This window comes from Shimia thalassica (assembly GCF_001458215.1).
In the GTDB taxonomy this organism is placed as follows: domain Bacteria; phylum Pseudomonadota; class Alphaproteobacteria; order Rhodobacterales; family Rhodobacteraceae; genus Shimia; species Shimia thalassica.
Genome location: NZ_CYTW01000003.1, coordinates 1 through 16950, shown reverse-complemented (window position 1 = coordinate 16950; position 16950 = coordinate 1). Strand labels below are relative to the sequence as shown.

Here is a 16950-nt window from a genome sequence, read left to right as displayed (position 1 = left end):
TCTAGATTTCGAGATCGTTCAATTCGCTGAGCAGCGTGATCAGCGTTTCGTGCTTTTCGTCCCCCAACCGTTCACGCAATTCGCGCAAAATGCGGCGGCTGGTTTCCATGTTCGCTTCGATCAGCGCACTGCCAGACGCGGTGACCTCGATCACCTGACGGCGGCGGTCTTCTTCGTCGCGTCGACGGGTCACAAATTCTTTTTCTTCCAGCTTTTGCAAAATGCGGGTCAGGCTAGGAAGAAGCAGAACGGCGCGATCTGCGATGGTGGTCGGATCAAGCGGCCCGTCTTCATCCAGAACCCGTAAAACACGCCACTGTTGCTCGGTCACACCGGCATCGGCAAGCATGTGACGAATGGGTCCCATGACTTTCTCTCGCGCACGCAAGAGAGCAATGGGAAGGGATCGTGACGTAGACGGATTTGAAGGCATAGCTGACATGGCCTATTGATGCACTTTTGCACGGGCGAGGGCAATATCATTTCACTTGTCAACTACCCTATCTTTATTTAACCTGTTAATCGAATTGGGGGAGGCTGATCATGAACTGGGACGATTTTTCAAAGTGGGGTGCCCGCATTTCCGACTGGGCCAAGGGGTATCACTCCAACCTGCGGGATCGTCCCGTGCGGTCACAGGTCGCCCCCGGAGACATCCTCAATCAACTGCCCGTCTCTCCTCCGGCTCAAGGCGGCGATATGGAAGACGTGTTCAGCGACTTTGAAAGCATCGTCATGCCGGGCATCACGCATTGGCAGCATCCTCGGTTTTTCGCCTATTTTCCCGCCAATGCCACGCCCCCGTCCATGCTTGCCGATTACCTTGCAACAGTGATCGCCCCGCAATGCATGTTGTGGCAGACCTCCCCCGCTGCCACCGAGATGGAAACACGTATGCTGCAATGGCTGCGTCAGTCTCTCGGTCTGGCCGACCACTTTGAAGGCGTCATTCAGGACAGCGCCTCAACCGCAACATTGGCCGCCGTTCTGACCATGCGCGAGCGCAGTCTGGACTGGAAAGGCAACGAAGAGGGGTTGGCTGGTCTCGAGACACTGCGGATTTATTGCTCGGAAGAAGTGCATACATCGGTTGACCGTGCGATCTGGATCTCTGGCGTTGGGCAAAACAATCTGCGCCGCATTCCGACACATGGCGCCCTGCGGTCGATGCAGCCAGACGCTCTTGAAGCGGCGATCAAGGAAGACATCGCCAAAGGTTTGAAACCTGCCGGCATCGTTGCCTGCGTCGGCGGCACGGGCACGGGGGGCTGTGACGACATTTCCGCGGTGTGCGACATCGCCGCGAAATACGACCTTTACGTCCATGTGGATGCGGCATGGGCAGGCGCCGCAATGATCTGCCCCGAGTTCCGCACCCTTTGGGAGGGCGTCAACAAGGCGGATTCCGTTGTGTTCAACCCTCACAAATGGCTTGGGATGCAATTCGATTGCTCGGCCCATTTTGTCAAAAATCCGGAAGACCTCGTGCGCACGCTTGCGATCAAGCCCGAGTACCTCAAAACCCACGGCCATGACGGAATTATCAACTATTCGGAATGGTCCGTGCCGCTGGGCCGCCGGTTCCGTGCTCTGAAAATCTGGTTTGTCTTGCGCATTTACGGCGTTGAGGGTCTTCAGCAAATGATCCGCAACCATGTGTCGTGGGCGCAAGAGCTTCACAGCTTGCTGGAGGCGGAAGACGATTTCGAGATTGTCACGGCGCCGGTGCTGTCGCTGTTCACTTTCCGCTATGCCCCTGAGGGGGTCAGCGATCTTGACGACCTCAATCAAAGATTGGTGGATGCAATTAACGATGACGGGCGGATCTATATCACCCAGACCCGTGTCAAAGGCGCTTTGGTCATTCGTTTTCAAGCAGGTCAGGTGGATGCGACCCGCGAAGATGTTCTTTTAGCCTTTGAAGTTATTAAAGAAATTTCCCGAAACATGGCCTGATCCGGAAACTACGTATTTCCACCAAGTTGACCCTAAAGACACCTCACCTCTACGATTGGGACAATGGATACGGGTCCCTTTCCGGGCCCCGATCGAGAGGGAGGACAACCAATGAAAAAATTGCTGCTTGGCAGTATGGTATCTGCTTTGGCTCTTACCAGTGCGGCCTTTGCCGACATTAAAATCGCGCACATCTATGGCAAAACCGGACCATTCGAGGCCTATGCGAAACAATCGCATGACGGCCTGATGCTGGGTCTGGAATATGCCACCGGTGGCACAATGGAGATCAATGGTGAGAAAATCATCATGATCGAAAAAGACACCCAATTGAAGCCCGACAACGGCAAGGCCCTTCTGGAAGAGGCCTATGGTGACGACGAAGTTGATCTGGCCGTTGGCCCCGTCAGCTCTGGCGTGGCCCTTGCCATGCTGCCCGTTGCGGAAGAATACGAAAAAATCCTGATCGTCGAGCCTGCTGTGGCCGACTCGATCACCGGTGCCAACTGGAACCGCTACATTTTCCGTACCGGACGGAACTCGTCGCAGGACGCCGTTGCAAACGCGATCGCGCTGGCCGGTGAAAACACCCACATTGCCACGCTGGCGCAGGACTATGCCTTTGGTCGCGACGGTATTTCGGCCTTTAAAGAAGCGCTGGAAAGCGTTGGTGCGGGCATCGCCCACGAGGAATACGCCCCCACAGACACCACCGACTTTACTGCGGCGGCCGAGCGTATCTTTAACGCGATGAAAGATCTGGACGGCGAGAAGAAGCTGTTCATAATCTGGGCCGGTGGCGGCAACCCGATGGGCAAAATCCAGGCGATGGACCCAAGCCGTTTTGGTATCGAGATCGCAACCGGTGGCAACATCCTTGCTGCGATGAAGGCTTACAAAGACTTCCCCGGCATGGAAGGGGCGACCTACTACTACTATGAAATCCCGCAGAACCCTGTGAATGACTGGTTGGTCAAAACCCATCAGGAACGTTACAACAGCCCGCCGGATTTCTTCACCGCAGGTGGCATGGCCGCAGGTATCGCAGCGGTTGAGGCCATCAAAAAGGCCGGCAGCACCGATACGGAAGAGCTGATCACGGCGATGGAAGGCATGGAGTGGGAAACCCCCAAAGGCACCATGAAGTTCCGTGCCGAAGACCATCAGGCGATGCAGTCCATGTACCACTTTAAGATCAAGGTCGTAGACGGTGTTGAATGGGCCGTGCCAGAGCTGGTGCGCGAACTGACCATCGACGATCTGCCTATCCCCGTGCGCAACAAGTAACTGCGCTGACTTTGTCGGGCGGGTTCTTCCCCGTGGCCCGCCCGACATCTTATTCACAGCCCTGCGTCTCAATGGACTGCGGGCTGTACACGCAAAAGCGATCCATCATGTCACATCCGATCCTTGAAACAACCGATCTTACCGTACGGTTTGGTGGCCACGTGGCTGTCGACCATATCTCTTGTACGTTTAACGCCGGAGAGCTGACGGCCATTGTTGGCCCGAACGGCGCAGGCAAAACGACCTATTTCAACCTCATCTCGGGACAAATCCCGTCAAGCGAGGGCAAGGTCCTGCTTAACGGGCGCGACATCACGCGTATGTCCGTCGCCCAGCGCACGCATCTTGGGGTTGGGCGCGCTTTCCAGCTTACCAACCTGTTTCCGAACCTGAACGTGCTGGAAAACGTGCGCCTTGTCATTCAATCCAAGGCCGGACGCGGCTTTAACATGTTCTCGATGGCCTCGGATCATGACGACCTGACCCGCCCGGCCGAGGAAATCGTGGAACGCGTGCGGCTGACCGATCAGGCACACCAGATCGTTTCCGAGTTGAGCCACGGCGACCAGCGCAAACTGGAAGTGGCGCTTTTGATCGCGCTGGATCCGCTGGTCTATATGTTTGACGAGCCCACCGCGGGGATGTCTGTCGATGAAGCCCCTGTTGTGCTTGACCTGATTGCCGAACTGAAAGCCAAGAAAGATCGCTCGATCCTTTTGGTCGAACACAAGATGGATGTGATCCGGACCCTCGCCGACCGCATCATCGTTTTGCACAACGGCGCCCTTGCTGCGGATGGGGACCCGACCGAAGTTATGGCGTCGGACGTTGTGCAAGAGGCCTATATGGGCAAGGAGCTGGAAGATGTCTGACAACATACTTACCCTCAAAGGCGTGAAGACGAACATCGCGCAATATCACATTTTGCAGGGTGTGGATCTGGATGTGCCGCGCGGTGCGGTCACGATGCTTCTGGGGCGCAACGGGGTTGGGAAAACAACCACTCTGCGTACCATCATCGGCCACTGGCGCGCCCACGAAGGCCAGATCCTTCTGGATGGCGAAGACATCACAAAAGTGCCGACCCCTGCCATTGCCCGCATGGGTGTGGGGTTTGTGCCCGAAGACATGGGCATCTTTTCCGATCTGAGCGTTGAGGAAAACATGACCCTCGCAGCCGTCTCGGGGCCCATCAACGACAGCCGCCTGCAATGGCTGTTTAGCGTATTTCCGGCACTGGAGACGTTCTGGAAAAAAGACGCGGGCACCTTGTCGGGCGGGCAAAAGCAAATGCTGACCATTGCCCGTGCGATGATTGAAGACCGCAAGCTGTATCTGATTGACGAGCCGACCAAGGGCCTTGCGCCCGCGATCATCTCGACAATGGCCAAGGCGCTGCGCGAGTTGAAAAGCCAGGGGGCATCGATCCTTTTGGTCGAACAGAATTTCGCCGTCGCCAAGGCACTTGGGGACACGGCAAATGTTATGGACGACGGGCGCATGGTCTGGTCCGGCGAGATGAACACGCTTGCCACCGACGGTGACCTGCAAGAACGCCTGATGGGCCTAACCATGGACGGGCATCACTGATGCGCGGGGGGAAAACGAGCACGATGAATAGGTTTCGAACGACTAATTGCGGAGGTCAGTCATGAGCGCGGCACCCGATCACAATCCAACGATGGCACAAACCACGTTGGTGCAACGTCTTGAACCACATGCACCGGTCCTGTTGGTGCTGGGCCTGATGATACTGGGACTGATCGCAATCCCTTCCACGTCAAGCTGGCTTACCTTGACGGTTTCCGGGCTGGCCATGGGGATGATGATTTTCATCATGGCGTCTGGCCTGACCCTTGTGTTCGGCTTGATGGACGTCATCAATTTTGGGCACGGCGCCTTTGTTTCGGTTGGCGCCTTTGTCGGTGTTTCGCTGCTGCTTGGGCTTGAGCACATGACAGGTGCGCCATCGCTGGCATTGAACCTGACGGCGATGCTGGTCGCGATTCTGGGGGCCATGGTGGCGACGGGCCTCATGGGATGGGCCTTTGAAAAGGTCATCGTCAAACCCGTCTACGGTCATCACCTCAAACAAATTCTGGTCACGATGGGCGGTCTGATTGTTGTGGAACAATTGATCATCGTTCTCTGGGGTCCGGAAGAAATCTATATCACCCGCCCAGAGGCACTTAAGGGTGCCGTCACGTTTGCCGGAGCCGCAATCGAGAAATACCGTCTTGTGGCGGTTGGCATCGGGGCTGTTGTGTTTCTTGGCATGCGCTGGGTTTTGCGCAGCACCAAAATCGGCCTTATTGTCCGCGCCGGTGTCGAAAACGGCGAAATGGTCGAGGCTCTGGGCTATCGTCTGCGTCTCGTGTTTGTTGGGGTGTTCCTTGCGGGGTCTGCGCTTGCCGGTTTGGGCGGAGTCCTCTGGGGTCTTTATCAGGAAGTCATCACGGCACACATGGGCAACCAGTCGATGATCCTGATCTTCATCGTGGTGATTATCGGTGGTCTTGGCAGCGTCGAAGGCTGTTTCATCGGCGCCCTGATGGTGGGCCTTTTACAGAACTACGTCGCTTTTCTTGAACCCAAGGTGGCTTTGATTTCCAACATTGGCCTGATGGTCGCGATCCTGATGTGGCGCCCCCAAGGCATGATCCCCGTTGTGAAGGCGAAATAAGATGCTGAACAAACTTCTTTCAGGCGACATGCCCCGCAGCAAAATTCTGGCAGTTCTTCTGCTTGGCATTCTGATCTGTCTTGCCTTTGCACCGTTTCTGTTTCCCGGCGTTCGGTCGGTCGACACCGCGGCACGTATCTGTGTCTTTATTATCCTTGTCGCGTCCTATGACCTGATGCTGGGATATGGCGGCATCGTCAGCTTTGCCCACACAATGTTCTTTGGCCTCGGGGCCTATGGGGTTGCCTTGGCCAGCACGCATATGGGGCGCGGTTTTGATGCCCTTTTGGTTGGCTCTGTGTCCGGCGCTCTTATTGCGGCGTTGCTGGCACTGGTGATCGGATTGTTTAGCCTACGCGTAAGGGCGATTTTCTTTGCGATGATCACGCTGGCCATTGCATCGGCTGTTGCGGTTCTCGTGTCGCAGATGTCTGGTCTGACCGGTGGTGAAGACGGCCTGTCCTATAAGATCCCGCGCGAACTGGGCCCTGCTTTCAAGTTCTATGATGGCACGGTGCTGGGCGTGAAAATGAACGGCAAGCTGCTGAAGTACTATCTGGTGTTCTTCTCGTGCCTTGCTTTGTTCCTGTTCATGCTACGCGTTGTCCATTCCCCCTTCGGGCGTGTTCTGCTGGCCATTCGCGAAAACGATTTCCGAGCCGAGGCAATCGGGTATCGCGTGGTGCATTACCGTGTTGCAGCCACTTGTCTGTCGGCGGCAATGGCGGCACTGGCAGGATCACTTTATGCGATCTGGCTGCGCTATGTGGGTCCCGATACGTCGCTTAGCATGGAGATCATGATCGACATTCTGTTGATGGTGGTGATTGGCGGCATGGGCACCATGTATGGCGCAGTGATCGGCGCGACCCTGTTTGTGCTTGCGCAGAACTATCTTCAGGGGTTGATGAACGTGGCAGCGGATGCGGTTTCCGGCCTGCCCCTGTTGCCGGACCTACTGAACGCTGATCGCTGGCTGTTGTGGTTGGGTGTGCTGTTCATTCTGAGCGTTTACTTCTTTCCGACCGGCATCGTGGGCCGCTTGCGAAAGGGACGCTGAGCGCTCCCGCGCCTTGAGATGTGATGCGGCGCGGGCATAGCCCCCCGCCGCACCATCCACAAAATGCACATGGCTGTTTTCTGTTGCCGAAGGCACAAAGCAGGTCATCATCGCCTCGTCCTGTGCATGCAGACCGTAGCGTACCAACCCTTGGGCTGCGGCCTCTTTCAAAACCGCTTCAATCCGTCTTTGTGTCTCGGCGTCGCAATCCAATGTCATCTTGAGCCCATCATCGAATTTGCGGAAATCGGCATTTCGGGCCGTGTCCGCGCAATATTCTTCGGGCTTGAAAGAACCGAGGCGCACACCTGATTTGAACAGAACCCAGATCAGGGCATTGCCGACCATAATCCGTGTCCAATGCATCCATTTTGACCGCCCGTTGCGGTTCACATGTGTCTCAAGCTCAACGCCTGCGGGTGGAAAGCGAAACCCCGGCCCTGCCTTGGGCACCGGATGGCCTTCTCGGTTGAGGTTTTGTGCCGCCGACAGGACGCTTTGCGATATCGCTGCGAAATCCCGTTCCGAGACACCTTCGCCCGGCTGCATGACGACCGATAGGATTTTGCCGTTCTGGGCTTCCATATTGGACCAGCGACAGGATAGCCCCGTCAGGTCTGCGGTCTCTGCACCTGCAACGTCGCCCAAGGACAGCTGACCCGCTTTCATCTGTGTTTCCGCCCAAAGAAGGCCACCACCCGAGAACATGGCGTAATCCACACCGTCCGATGCTGCATAGCGCGCGACCCTGATATCCTGACCTGCGGCCCTTATGTCCGAGACGCGCACCATTGCCACGCGCAACCCGATATCGAATTCCTCGCGGGCCCAGTTTTGAACGCCGGCCAGAGCAGTTTCCGCAGCAGCCCGTTGTTCGGGCCAAACGGCAAAGCCGGCACCGTCTCCGCCAAAGACATAGGGCAAAGGTTCCATCCTGGCGGCATTCACCTGCGCCGAAATAACGGCGGCCCCAACCATGTTTACAATTTTGTACCGGCCGCGTTCGATCTCTTGGGTCGAGCCAACAATGTCGGCCACCCCCACCCACCAGTCGTCTGGCAGCTGCACATAGGTATGCAGGTCAGTCAGTTTTTCAAAGTCATTGATGCGGGGCAGGTTCCCGTAAAATGTCTGTCCTGAAATCGCCATGGCCATCGACCTTATCACTTTGCACTCTGTTACTTGTACTACGGAAATGAGGCATGTTTGGATCAATGCGATGCACTTTGGTGTGATCGGGCTTGCCAATACAGGTGGCTTCAGATCAAGTCGCCCAACCAAAAGGGAGAGAGATTTTGCGGCCAGACCTGATCTTGCTGTGCTTGGCCTATGTGCTTAGCCAGTTTTTCCGTGCCTTTCTGGCTGTGCTTGCGCAACCGCTTGCGACAGACATCGGCACGACACCTGCGGATTTGTCTTTTGCCTCGGGCATGTGGTTTCTCGTGTTTGCCGCCATGCAGATCCCTGTCGGGGCGGCCTTGGACAAGGTCGGGCCACGATTAACCTCGTCTGTTCTGTTGTTGATTGGTGGCGGCGGCGGTGCCTTGATATTTGCCTTTGCCACCACGCCGTTCCACACCGTGTTGGCGATGGGGCTGATTGGCGTAGGCTGTTCGCCGGTTTTGGTGGCCAGCTACTATATCTTTGCCAAAAGTTATCCGCCGGCCCAGTTCGCAACACTGGCCGCACTTATGTTGGGCGTGGGATCGGTGGGAAATCTTGTGGCCTCCTATCCGATGGCCTGGGCCGCCGAGACAATCGGCTGGCGCGCGTCGCTTGTGGCCTTGGCCGTGTTTAGCGCCGCCATCGCAGCAGGATTGTTTTTCAAGGTTCTCGATCCGCCCAAGGAAAACCACGACGAAAAAGGGTCTGTGTTCGACCTTCTGAAAATGCCCGCGCTGTGGTTGCTGTTCCCGCTTATGTTTGTGAACTACATGCCCGCCGCCGGTATTCGCGGAGTCTGGATGGGTCCGTATCTGTCAGACGTCTTTGGCCTTTCGACCAGCGCAATTGGAACGGCGGCATTGATCATGGGGATTGCGATGATCCTCGGAACCCTAAGCTATGGACCATTGGACCGGATTATGGGGACCCGAAAGTGGGTTGTTCTGCCCGGGAACTTTATCGTTGCCCTCGCCTGTTTCGCTTTGGCGTTCTGGGTTGATCTCAATGTCTGGCTGTCCGTCGCCCTGATGGCTTTGGTTGGGTTTTGTGGCGCAAGCTTTCCTTTGCTGATTGCCCACGGAAGAAGCTTTTTCCCACCGCACCTGATTGGTCGCGGGGTCACATTGATGAACCTCTTTGGCATTGGGGGCGTCGGTGTGATGCAGTTTGCAACGGGACGCATTCACGAAGATGTCGCGGCGACGTCTGCGATTGGCGCCTATCAAGTGCTGTTTACCTTGTTCGGGGTCCTTTTGCTGGCTGGGCTTCTGGTCTATCTGTTTAGCCAAGACCGCACAGACTGAGACCCGTATGCCAGATTTAGACGACATTGATGTCATTGCGCCGAACCTCAACCGGCGGCTTTCCGGCGTAACCGCAACCGTCATTGCATTGGTGCCCTTGCAGGCAAAAAAGATCGGCATCGCCGCCACAGGCGTTGCTTTGCCGGATGGTCTTCCGTTTGTACCGCTTTGGAAGTTGCCCTTCCTGAAACGCAAGCCGCGGGTCTGGCATGCGCGGCGCAACAACGAAATGCTTTTGGGTATCTTGCTGCGCAGTGTTTTGCGGATGAAGTTGAAGATGATTTTCACCTCGTCTTCTCCGCGCATCCGTGGGGGGCTCACCAACTGGATGGTGTCCAAGATGGACGCAATCGTTGCCACCACACCGGTGAATGCAGGTGTGATGCCGGGAACGCCGGTGATTATCCCGCACGGCGTGAACACCGAAACCTTTTCCCCCGGACCGTCGGATATCTTTGACGTGCCGAACCAAAAGTTGATCGGATGTTTCGGGCGGGTGCGCCAAATGAAGGGCACACATCATTTCGTGGATGCGATGTGCACCCTTTTGCCGGATCATCCCGAATACACGGCCGTTATCATGGGGCGGATCACACCGGACAACGCAGCCTATGGCGCGGATTTGAAAAAGCGCATCGCGGATGCCGGTCTGGCAGATCGCATCCTGTTCAAGGATGAACTGCCGCTCACGGAAATGCCCAAGGCCTATCGCGCGTTATCTCTTTATGTTGCGCCTTCCTTGCTGGAAGGGTTCGGATTGACCCCTCTCGAGGCCCTGTCCTGTGAAGTTCCCGTCGTCGCCACCGATGTGGGGGCCTTCCGCGATTTTGTCAGCCAGGATTGCGGTATTATCGTCGACAAGGATGATGCACCTGCCCTGACGGCTGCGGTGGGGACAATGCTGGCCAAGGATCTGCCTGCGATGGGACAGGCGGGGCGAAATCGTGTGAGCGCAGAGTTCGGTCTTGAGCGTGAAGCGGACGCTTTGGTGGCGCTCTATCGCGACCTTCTCGCAAAATAGACCCTGTTGCGAGGGCCTCAATCGCAGTGCGAAATGTCCCACATCACAAGAATCCTCCCCTTACCTCTTTTTTCTTTGAAGAAACGACGCTAATAGAGCCCGTCCGAAACATTGGAGAGATGACATGGGTTATCGCATAGTTGTCGCAGGTGCTACTGGAAACGTGGGCCGCGAAATGCTGAATATCCTGGCCGAGCGCCAGTTCCCGGTTGATGAAATCGCCGTTCTTGCCAGCCGTCGTAGCCTTGGCACGGAAGTCAGCTTTGGTGACAAAACCCTCATCACGCAAGACATCGAACAGTTCGATTTTGCCGGCTGGGACATTGCGTTGTTTGCAATCGGTTCGGACGCAACCAAGAAATACGCCCCGATCGCTGCGGCGGCCAATTGCGTTGTCATCGATAACTCGTCCTTGTATCGCTATGATCCCGACGTGCCGCTGATCGTACCAGAGTGTAACGCCGACGCGATCCACGACTATTCAAAGAAGAATATCATCGCCAACCCCAACTGCTCGACTGCGCAGATGGTTGTGGCGCTGAAGCCTTTGCATGACCGTGCCAAGATCAAACGCGTTGTTGTCTCGACTTATCAATCCGTATCCGGCTCGGGTAAGGAAGGGATTGACGAGCTTTGGGATCAGACCAAATCGATCTACAACCCAACTGACGACAAGCCGGCGAAGAAATTCACCAAGCAGATCGCTTTCAACGTCATTCCCCACATCGACGTCTTCATGGAAGACGGCACGACCAAGGAAGAGTGGAAAATGGTCGTCGAGACCAAGAAGATCATTGACCCTGCCATCAAGGTCACCGCGACCTGTGTGCGCGTGCCTGTGTTTGTCGGTCACTCGGAAGCCATCAACATCGAATTCGAAGAATTCCTTGATGAAGACGAAGCCCGTGACATCCTGCGCGAGGCCCCAGGCGTGATGGTCATCGATAAGCGTGAAGACGGTGGATATGTATCCCCTGTTGAATGCGTTGGTGACTTTGCCACATTCATCAGCCGTATCCGTCAGGACTCGACTGTCGAAAACGGCATCAACCTGTGGTGTGTTTCTGACAACCTGCGCAAGGGCGCTGCCCTGAATGCGGTACAGATTGCCGAAACATTGGGACGTGAAGTTCTGAAAAAGGGCTGATAGGCGCTTTCATATTCTTACGAAGGAGCGTCCGGTTGGGCGCCCTTTTTCGTTATTATATGGGTTTTGGCCACATTCTGGACGGTTCCCGCCTCAATTTCGCCATGCCAAACACAGTGTTTCCGCAAATTCTTGATATATTTGCCTGATTTCCTTGCCAGAAAGGGCACCAAGGTTTACCAGAAGGTAACCCAATGTAATTGTTGCAAAAATCCGAACGGACTGTTTCCGTTTTCGGGCCTATTTGCCATTTCACCGCCTCATTTCGCTGAAATTTGGCCACAGTTGCCGCGCATATTAGTTTCATCAAGCAAGGGCAAAACGCTTAGGAGACTGAACAATGCGCAAAGATTATTACACCCCCCGGATAGAGAATGCTGGCCAAGCTGGAACAAGCCTCTTGGAGAAAGCGCGTCAGCGCCGGTTGCGTGCATTGTTGGCTTGTGAAAATCAGCAGGACAACCTGTTCCTCTGAGAAACGAATTGGGGTTTGTTTCGCTAGAAGAAAACGGTCCGACGGGGCCGTTTTCTTTGCTTTCAGAGGGTAAAAAAGCGGCCCACAGGGACCGCTTTTTCATATTTAGAGAGGGGCAAAGTTTCCGGAGGCCGGATTGAATGACTCCAGCCCACCTTCGGCAATATTGTGCCAGAGACCGTGCAGGCTCAGCTCACCGGAATCGACGCGTTCTTTGACGAACGGGAAGGTCATGAGGTTTTCCAGCGAAACCAGAACAGCCTGTTTTTCAAAGCTGCGCGCTTTTTCGGCGGGGTTTTCGATGTCAGAAACTTCTTCATAGCTTGGGCGCAACACGTCCATCCAGCGACCAACAAAGCTTTCTTTGGATTCCAGCGCAGGCGCGTTGCCTTCGCACATGTCGATACAGCCCTGAACACCACCGCATTGCGAATGGCCCAGAACAACAACATGCGCAACCTTGAGCGCGGTCACGGCATATTCAACGGCTGCAGAGGTCCCGTGTTGATTGCCATCCGGTTGATAGGGCGGCACCAGATTAGCAATATTTCGGTGAATGAAGAACTCGCCTTGATCCGCGCCAAAAATCGACGTGACGTGTACACGGCTGTCACAACACGAAATGATCATTGCCCTTGGGTGCTGACCTTCTGTCCCAAGGTGGCGATACCACGACTCGTTCGAAGCGTAAGTCGTTGCTTTCCATCCCTGATAGCGTTGCACCAGATACGTTGGCAAAGGCTTGGCGTGTTTCATCATGTCTCCTCAGCTTTTTGGTTTTTCAGGAGATAGTCATAAATCGTGCAAATTTCGAGCGAAAACGTGAATCAAAAGAAACCTTTTAGGAACCTCTTGCCCAGAGATTGGCGAACGCTGTGGGGGCAAAAATTCTCGAGGGGTGAGGAAATGGAACAAATCTGTATTCTGCATGTGCGCGAAACGGTCTGTGTAAACCGAAGTCGCCTGCATCAATTGACACGACAACTTGGCGAAACCGACGCGCAGGACATTCTGTGTCGCGCCGTTGAAGAAATCGCAACGCGTCTCGAACTCGGCCACGCGCTCTATAAAAAGGATCAACATCAGGAAATGCGCAAATGTACCAGATCGCTGGTCGCCATTGCGGACCAGATCGGGATGGATACCCTGACTATGGTGGCCGAGGATGTCGTAACCTGCATCGATGCCTCGGATGTTGTTGCCCTGTCGGCGACCCAGTCCCGTCTGCTTCGTGCGGGCCAAAGGTCGCTGGAAGAAATTTGGGCGCTTCAGGACATTTCGGTTTAGGCCTGCCCAAGGGGCATCGGGTTGATTGCATCTTTTGGTGAACTGACCATAGATTGAGTGAACCTCGACTTTGGAAAGCCTGATCATGTCACTGACATTTGCAACCGACGCATCCGATGCAATCCCGTTGTTTCTTGTAGAAGCTTCGGCCCTTGAAGGCTGGATGGAAGACCAGCCACCAAGAGTTGTTCGCTGGCTGGATGCGATCGGGTTCAAGGCCGCTTTGGGATCTGCCGTTGTTGTGCCGAATGCAGAAGGCCAGCCGGAATTGGCCGTTGCCGGTTTCGGAGACACGCAAGGCAGGGCACGCGGCCGATTTCCTCTTGCTGCTGCGGCGGCCAAACTTCCCAAAGGCACCTATAAGATCGCCAGTGATCTGCCCGCCGGGGATTTGAAAACCGAAGTTTTGGGATGGCTGCTCACCGGATATTCGTTTGATCGATACCGCTCACAATCCCCGGCCAAGGCGCGTTTGATTTGTCCTGAAGGATTGGACGCAAAGGCCATTGAGACAATTGCCACCTCCGAGGCGTTGACCCGCGACCTGATCAACACGCCTGCTGCGGATATGGGGCCAGAGGCTCTTGAAGCGGCGGTGCGGGATCTTGCCAAAGACCATGAAGCTAAAGTCGACGTGATCTCCGGCGATGACTTGTTGGCGCAAAACCTGCCCATGATCCATGCCGTAGGGCGCGCTGCGGAACAGGCGCCAAGGTTGATTGATCTGCGCTGGGGCAACGCGGGTCCAAGCGTAACTCTGGTGGGCAAAGGCGTTTGTTTTGACACGGGCGGGCTGAACCTCAAACCCGGCGCCTCAATGGGATTGATGAAAAAGGACATGGGCGGCGCGGCCACTGTTTTAGGATTGGCCCGAATGATCATGGCACTAGGGATGCGTGTCCGGTTGCGCGTGCTGATACCCGCCGTAGAAAATTCGGTCAGCGGAAACAGCTTCCGGCCCGGTGATATCCTGTCCTCGCGCAAAGGGCTGACCGTCGAAATTAACAACACAGATGCGGAAGGGCGACTTGTTCTGGCGGATGCGCTTACGCTTGCGGATGAAGAAAACCCCGATGTGCTCATCTCGATGGCGACCCTAACAGGGGCTGCACGCGTCGCGGTAGGCGCCGATCTTGCCCCCTACTACTCCGACGATCCAAAGATCGTTTCGGCGCTAGAAAACGCGGCATCTGCCGTTTCGGATCCGGTGTGGCGCATGCCGTTCTGGACGCCCTACGAGTCCCAGATCGAGCCCGGCATTGCCGATCTCGACAACGCACCAAAAGGCGGGTTTGCCGGATCGATCACTGCCGCGCTTTTCCTGCGCCGGTTTGTCGACAACCCAAGCTATACGCATTTTGACATTTATGGATGGCACCCCGGCGTTGCACCTGCCCGCACCAAAGGCGGTGTTGGCATGGGCGCGCGTGCATTGCTCGAAGCTTTGCCAGAGATTTTGGACCTGACCTGATGGACCGGCGTCTTTTGAAATCAAACGGCCACGTCGCCCATGTTTCCCTCGTCGGGCAGGTGGACGCCGACCGGTTTGTTGAAGGTGAGCGTTTTCGCATCACCACCGCGACTGCCCCGATTCTGCAAACCCCGAACGACACAGGTCGGGACCGGGAAATGTTGTTTGGAGATGACTTCATCGTTCTGGACGAGGCCGATGACCACGTTTTCGGGTTTAGCGAACGCGATGGCTATGTCGGCTACACGCCGCGCGATGCGCTGGCAAAACCTTCATCGGACGTGACCCATGTTGTGCAGGTCCGCCAAAGTTACGGAAAATCGAGCGCCGCCCTCAAACAGCGCGACGAAGTTTTGCTTCTGCATCATGGCGCGCGGTTGTGCGTCAAACAGGTTGAAGATGGATGGGCAGAATGCGACTGGCCCCGAGATAGGGGCGAAGGGTCTCTTTATCTGCCTGCGGCGCATCTATCCCCAATCGGTGCTTTGGAAGATGATCCCGCCCGCGTGGCCGAACGGTATCTGGGCGCCTATTACCTTTGGGGCGGGAACAGTTCGGTGGGCATCGATTGCTCGGGATTGGTTCAAGCCGCGTTGATGGCCTGTGGCATCCCCTGCCCCGGTGACTCGGACATGCAAAAACAGGCATTGGGCCACCCCGTGCCCCAAGGATCCCCCTATGAGCGCGGAGATATCCTGTTTTGGAAAGGGCACGTTGCGATGGTTGTGAATTCTGAAACCCTGATCCACGCGAATGCCCATCACATGGCGGTGGCCTATGAACCAATAGCAGAAGCTATTGCGCGCATTGCGGCACAAGGGGACGGCGACGTGACCGCGCACAAACGTCTGGAGAGGCGTTAATCGACGGCCCGGATAAGTTTCCGCTCAAGTACCCTGAGCACGGTGCGCAAATCATGCCCGCGTTTCAAAATCTGACCGTCTATGCCGATCACGGCATACATGCCTTGGCGATTCCGCAGCTTGGGACGTTTTTCGATCCGATACATCGGATTTTCTGCGGTGCGCCGGAAAATGGAAAAGACCGCGACCTCTTTCAGGCTCGAAATGCCATAGTCACGCCACTCTCCTGCGGCGACCATCCGGCCATATAACGACAGGATCACCGACAACTCGGTACGGTGAAACGCAACCTGTGTTGGGAATTTCGGCCGTCCGTGTAACGGTGTGGGGGGCTGTGCGTTCATGAATCCAGCCTCGCGCCGATCTTAACAGAAATCAACCCTGCCCCGTTTTTGCCCCACATAATTCTGTAAATCGCCTTTTGCTTTCCCTGTTGTCGCCCAAGGTTGCCTGCATATTGATCCCATAGCGAAACAAACGCTACCTCCGGCGGCGCGGCGTTCTTGCCCCCACCCAGTCTGTGCCGCCGGAGGCCTTATTTCCCAAAAATCAGTATCTTAGCCGCATGTCACCTTGGTGATCGTGCCGCCATCATCCAGGAACACGTTAAGCCGTTCGGGATTGTGGTCCATGGTCATGACCGAGTTTGGCTTCAGCACGCGCAGTTCGTCAGGTGTCAGAATGCCGGGCATTGATTCTTCTTGCTGCCCGATCAGAAATTCAAAAGCGGCCGGATCACAGGTTTCGCTTCCCTTCATCTCGACGGTGTTTTCGCCAGTCTCGAGACAAGCGGTCAATCCGATCAGCGGCACAAAGATAAATCGTTTCATGAATAGCTCTCCATTTTGGATTCATTTTGCCCTTGGTTGTCGCATAGGTACAAGAGCCGGTCGTATGCTCTATTGAAAAACAGCGCCAATTCGCCCACGGTCTGGAAAAACAACATTGGAAGGCCCCAGAAATGATGCGCACCAAAGCCGCCGTTGCCCTTGAAGCAGGCAAACCCCTCGAGATCATGGAAGTGAACCTTGAAGGCCCCAAAGCGGGCGAGGTTCTTGTCGAGATTAAAGCGACAGGTATTTGCCATACCGACGAATTCACACGCTCGGGAGATGATCCCGAAGGGATTTTCCCCTCCATTTTGGGTCATGAAGGTGCGGGCGTTGTTGTTGAAGTCGGCGAAGGCGTCACGACGCTGAAACCCGGCGACCATGTCATTCCGCTTTACACCC

The 16950-nt window shown here is 55.7% G+C and carries 19 protein-coding genes; 14 read left to right on the top strand and 5 right to left on the bottom strand.

What is annotated here, in order from left to right:
- Position 1 precedes the first annotated feature (1 nt).
- Positions 2-367: a MarR family transcriptional regulator gene (locus PH7735_RS13230; RefSeq protein ID WP_233488317.1), complete on the bottom strand. Its 366-nt coding sequence runs from the start codon at positions 365-367 to the stop codon at positions 2-4.
- Between the two features lie 176 nt (positions 368-543).
- Here PH7735_RS13230 and PH7735_RS13225 point away from each other — a divergent pair, with 176 nt between their 5' ends.
- The 6 genes from PH7735_RS13225 (at position 544) to PH7735_RS13200 (ending at position 6986) form a co-directional block, all read left to right on the top strand.
- Positions 544-1956 (top strand): pyridoxal phosphate-dependent decarboxylase family protein, encoded by a 1413-nt coding sequence (locus tag PH7735_RS13225; RefSeq protein ID WP_058311885.1) that lies wholly within the window; start codon positions 544-546, stop codon positions 1954-1956.
- Positions 1957-2067: 111 nt separating this feature from the next.
- The gene (locus tag PH7735_RS13220; protein ID WP_058311884.1) at positions 2068-3243 is read left to right on the top strand and encodes a substrate-binding domain-containing protein; all 1176 of its coding nucleotides are present in this window, start codon (positions 2068-2070) and stop codon (positions 3241-3243) included.
- Positions 3244-3350: 107 nt separating this feature from the next.
- Entirely contained in the window at positions 3351-4115 is a 765-nt protein-coding gene (locus PH7735_RS13215) for an ABC transporter ATP-binding protein (protein WP_058311883.1), read from the top strand.
- Complete coding sequence (locus PH7735_RS13210) at positions 4108-4833, top strand: ABC transporter ATP-binding protein (protein ID WP_058311882.1); 726 nt, start codon at positions 4108-4110, stop codon at positions 4831-4833. The genes PH7735_RS13215 and PH7735_RS13210 overlap by 8 nt, the downstream gene beginning before the upstream one ends.
- A 61-nt stretch (positions 4834-4894) precedes the next feature.
- Positions 4895-5926, top strand: coding sequence for a branched-chain amino acid ABC transporter permease (locus PH7735_RS13205; RefSeq protein WP_058311881.1), 1032 nt, complete (start codon positions 4895-4897; stop codon positions 5924-5926).
- Position 5927: 1 nt separating this feature from the next.
- The gene (locus PH7735_RS13200; protein WP_058311880.1) at positions 5928-6986 is read left to right on the top strand and encodes a branched-chain amino acid ABC transporter permease; all 1059 of its coding nucleotides are present in this window, start codon (positions 5928-5930) and stop codon (positions 6984-6986) included.
- On the opposite strand, the gene PH7735_RS13195 is transcribed toward PH7735_RS13200, so the two are convergent.
- A complete protein-coding gene (locus PH7735_RS13195; RefSeq protein WP_082645259.1) occupies positions 6882-8135 on the bottom strand; it encodes a DUF3095 domain-containing protein in 1254 nt (417 codons plus the stop codon). The genes PH7735_RS13200 and PH7735_RS13195 overlap by 105 nt on opposite strands.
- 146 nt (positions 8136-8281) lie before the next feature.
- On the opposite strand from PH7735_RS13195, the gene PH7735_RS13190 reads away from it, so the two are divergent.
- The 4 genes from PH7735_RS13190 (at position 8282) to PH7735_RS21175 (ending at position 12097) form a co-directional block, all read left to right on the top strand.
- Entirely contained in the window at positions 8282-9454 is a 1173-nt protein-coding gene (locus PH7735_RS13190; RefSeq protein ID WP_058311878.1) for an MFS transporter, read from the top strand.
- A gap of 7 nt (positions 9455-9461) precedes the next feature.
- On the top strand, positions 9462-10475 hold the full coding sequence (locus PH7735_RS13185) for a glycosyltransferase family 4 protein (RefSeq protein WP_058311877.1): 1014 nt from the start codon (positions 9462-9464) through the stop codon (positions 10473-10475).
- Between the two features lie 124 nt (positions 10476-10599).
- Positions 10600-11622: an aspartate-semialdehyde dehydrogenase gene (locus PH7735_RS13180; RefSeq protein ID WP_058311876.1), complete on the top strand. Its 1023-nt coding sequence runs from the start codon at positions 10600-10602 to the stop codon at positions 11620-11622.
- A gap of 340 nt (positions 11623-11962) precedes the next feature.
- Entirely contained in the window at positions 11963-12097 is a 135-nt protein-coding gene (locus PH7735_RS21175) for a hypothetical protein (RefSeq protein WP_267885812.1), read from the top strand.
- Between the two features lie 105 nt (positions 12098-12202).
- On the opposite strand, the gene PH7735_RS13175 is transcribed toward PH7735_RS21175, so the two are convergent.
- A complete protein-coding gene (locus tag PH7735_RS13175; RefSeq protein WP_058312245.1) occupies positions 12203-12853 on the bottom strand; it encodes a carbonic anhydrase in 651 nt (216 codons plus the stop codon).
- A 150-nt stretch (positions 12854-13003) separates the two neighbouring features.
- Between PH7735_RS13175 and PH7735_RS13170 the strand changes: the two genes are divergently transcribed.
- The 3 genes from PH7735_RS13170 to PH7735_RS13160 all read left to right on the top strand — a co-directional run bounded on the left by PH7735_RS13170 (position 13004) and on the right by PH7735_RS13160 (position 15718).
- The gene (locus PH7735_RS13170) at positions 13004-13384 is read left to right on the top strand and encodes a hypothetical protein (protein WP_058311875.1); all 381 of its coding nucleotides are present in this window, start codon (positions 13004-13006) and stop codon (positions 13382-13384) included.
- An 85-nt stretch (positions 13385-13469) separates the two neighbouring features.
- Positions 13470-14855, top strand: coding sequence for a leucyl aminopeptidase family protein (locus tag PH7735_RS13165; RefSeq protein WP_058311874.1), 1386 nt, complete (start codon positions 13470-13472; stop codon positions 14853-14855).
- Positions 14855-15718 (top strand): C40 family peptidase, encoded by an 864-nt coding sequence (locus PH7735_RS13160; protein WP_199534998.1) that lies wholly within the window; start codon positions 14855-14857, stop codon positions 15716-15718. Before PH7735_RS13165 ends, PH7735_RS13160 begins: the two co-directional genes overlap by 1 nt.
- Here the strand turns inward: PH7735_RS13160 and PH7735_RS13155 are convergent.
- Both PH7735_RS13155 and PH7735_RS13150 read right to left on the bottom strand, forming a co-directional pair.
- Entirely contained in the window at positions 15715-16062 is a 348-nt protein-coding gene (locus PH7735_RS13155; RefSeq protein ID WP_058311873.1) for a DUF2794 domain-containing protein, read from the bottom strand. The two genes, PH7735_RS13160 and PH7735_RS13155, sit on opposite strands and share 4 nt — an antisense overlap.
- Before the next feature lie 213 nt (positions 16063-16275).
- Positions 16276-16548 (bottom strand): I78 family peptidase inhibitor, encoded by a 273-nt coding sequence (locus PH7735_RS13150; protein ID WP_058311872.1) that lies wholly within the window; start codon positions 16546-16548, stop codon positions 16276-16278.
- Between the two features lie 134 nt (positions 16549-16682).
- Here PH7735_RS13150 and PH7735_RS13145 point away from each other — a divergent pair.
- A partial coding sequence (locus PH7735_RS13145; protein ID WP_158503233.1) for an alcohol dehydrogenase catalytic domain-containing protein occupies positions 16683-16950 on the top strand: 268 nt, incomplete at its 3' end.

What these genes read in the sequence shown, in the direction of transcription:
- PH7735_RS13230 (WP_233488317.1), bottom strand. Translation starts at nt 367, where the DNA reads ATGGGACCCATTCGTCACATGCTTGCCGATGCCGGTGTGACCGAGCAA.
- PH7735_RS13225 (WP_058311885.1), top strand. Translation starts at nt 544, where the DNA reads ATGAACTGGGACGATTTTTCAAAGTGGGGTGCCCGCATTTCCGACTGG.
- PH7735_RS13220 (WP_058311884.1), top strand. Translation starts at nt 2,068, where the DNA reads ATGAAAAAATTGCTGCTTGGCAGTATGGTATCTGCTTTGGCTCTTACC.
- PH7735_RS13215 (WP_058311883.1), top strand. Translation starts at nt 3,351, where the DNA reads ATGTCACATCCGATCCTTGAAACAACCGATCTTACCGTACGGTTTGGT.
- PH7735_RS13210 (WP_058311882.1), top strand. Translation starts at nt 4,108, where the DNA reads ATGTCTGACAACATACTTACCCTCAAAGGCGTGAAGACGAACATCGCG.
- PH7735_RS13205 (WP_058311881.1), top strand. Translation starts at nt 4,895, where the DNA reads ATGAGCGCGGCACCCGATCACAATCCAACGATGGCACAAACCACGTTG.
- PH7735_RS13200 (WP_058311880.1), top strand. Translation starts at nt 5,928, where the DNA reads ATGCTGAACAAACTTCTTTCAGGCGACATGCCCCGCAGCAAAATTCTG.
- PH7735_RS13195 (WP_082645259.1), bottom strand. Translation starts at nt 8,135, where the DNA reads ATGGCGATTTCAGGACAGACATTTTACGGGAACCTGCCCCGCATCAAT.
- PH7735_RS13185 (WP_058311877.1), top strand. Translation starts at nt 9,462, where the DNA reads ATGCCAGATTTAGACGACATTGATGTCATTGCGCCGAACCTCAACCGG.
- PH7735_RS13180 (WP_058311876.1), top strand. Translation starts at nt 10,600, where the DNA reads ATGGGTTATCGCATAGTTGTCGCAGGTGCTACTGGAAACGTGGGCCGC.
- PH7735_RS21175 (WP_267885812.1), top strand. Translation starts at nt 11,963, where the DNA reads ATGCGCAAAGATTATTACACCCCCCGGATAGAGAATGCTGGCCAAGCT.
- PH7735_RS13175 (WP_058312245.1), bottom strand. Translation starts at nt 12,853, where the DNA reads ATGAAACACGCCAAGCCTTTGCCAACGTATCTGGTGCAACGCTATCAG.
- PH7735_RS13170 (WP_058311875.1), top strand. Translation starts at nt 13,004, where the DNA reads ATGGAACAAATCTGTATTCTGCATGTGCGCGAAACGGTCTGTGTAAAC.
- PH7735_RS13165 (WP_058311874.1), top strand. Translation starts at nt 13,470, where the DNA reads ATGTCACTGACATTTGCAACCGACGCATCCGATGCAATCCCGTTGTTT.
- PH7735_RS13160 (WP_199534998.1), top strand. Translation starts at nt 14,855, where the DNA reads ATGGACCGGCGTCTTTTGAAATCAAACGGCCACGTCGCCCATGTTTCC.
- PH7735_RS13155 (WP_058311873.1), bottom strand. Translation starts at nt 16,062, where the DNA reads ATGAACGCACAGCCCCCCACACCGTTACACGGACGGCCGAAATTCCCA.
- PH7735_RS13150 (WP_058311872.1), bottom strand. Translation starts at nt 16,548, where the DNA reads ATGAAACGATTTATCTTTGTGCCGCTGATCGGATTGACCGCTTGTCTC.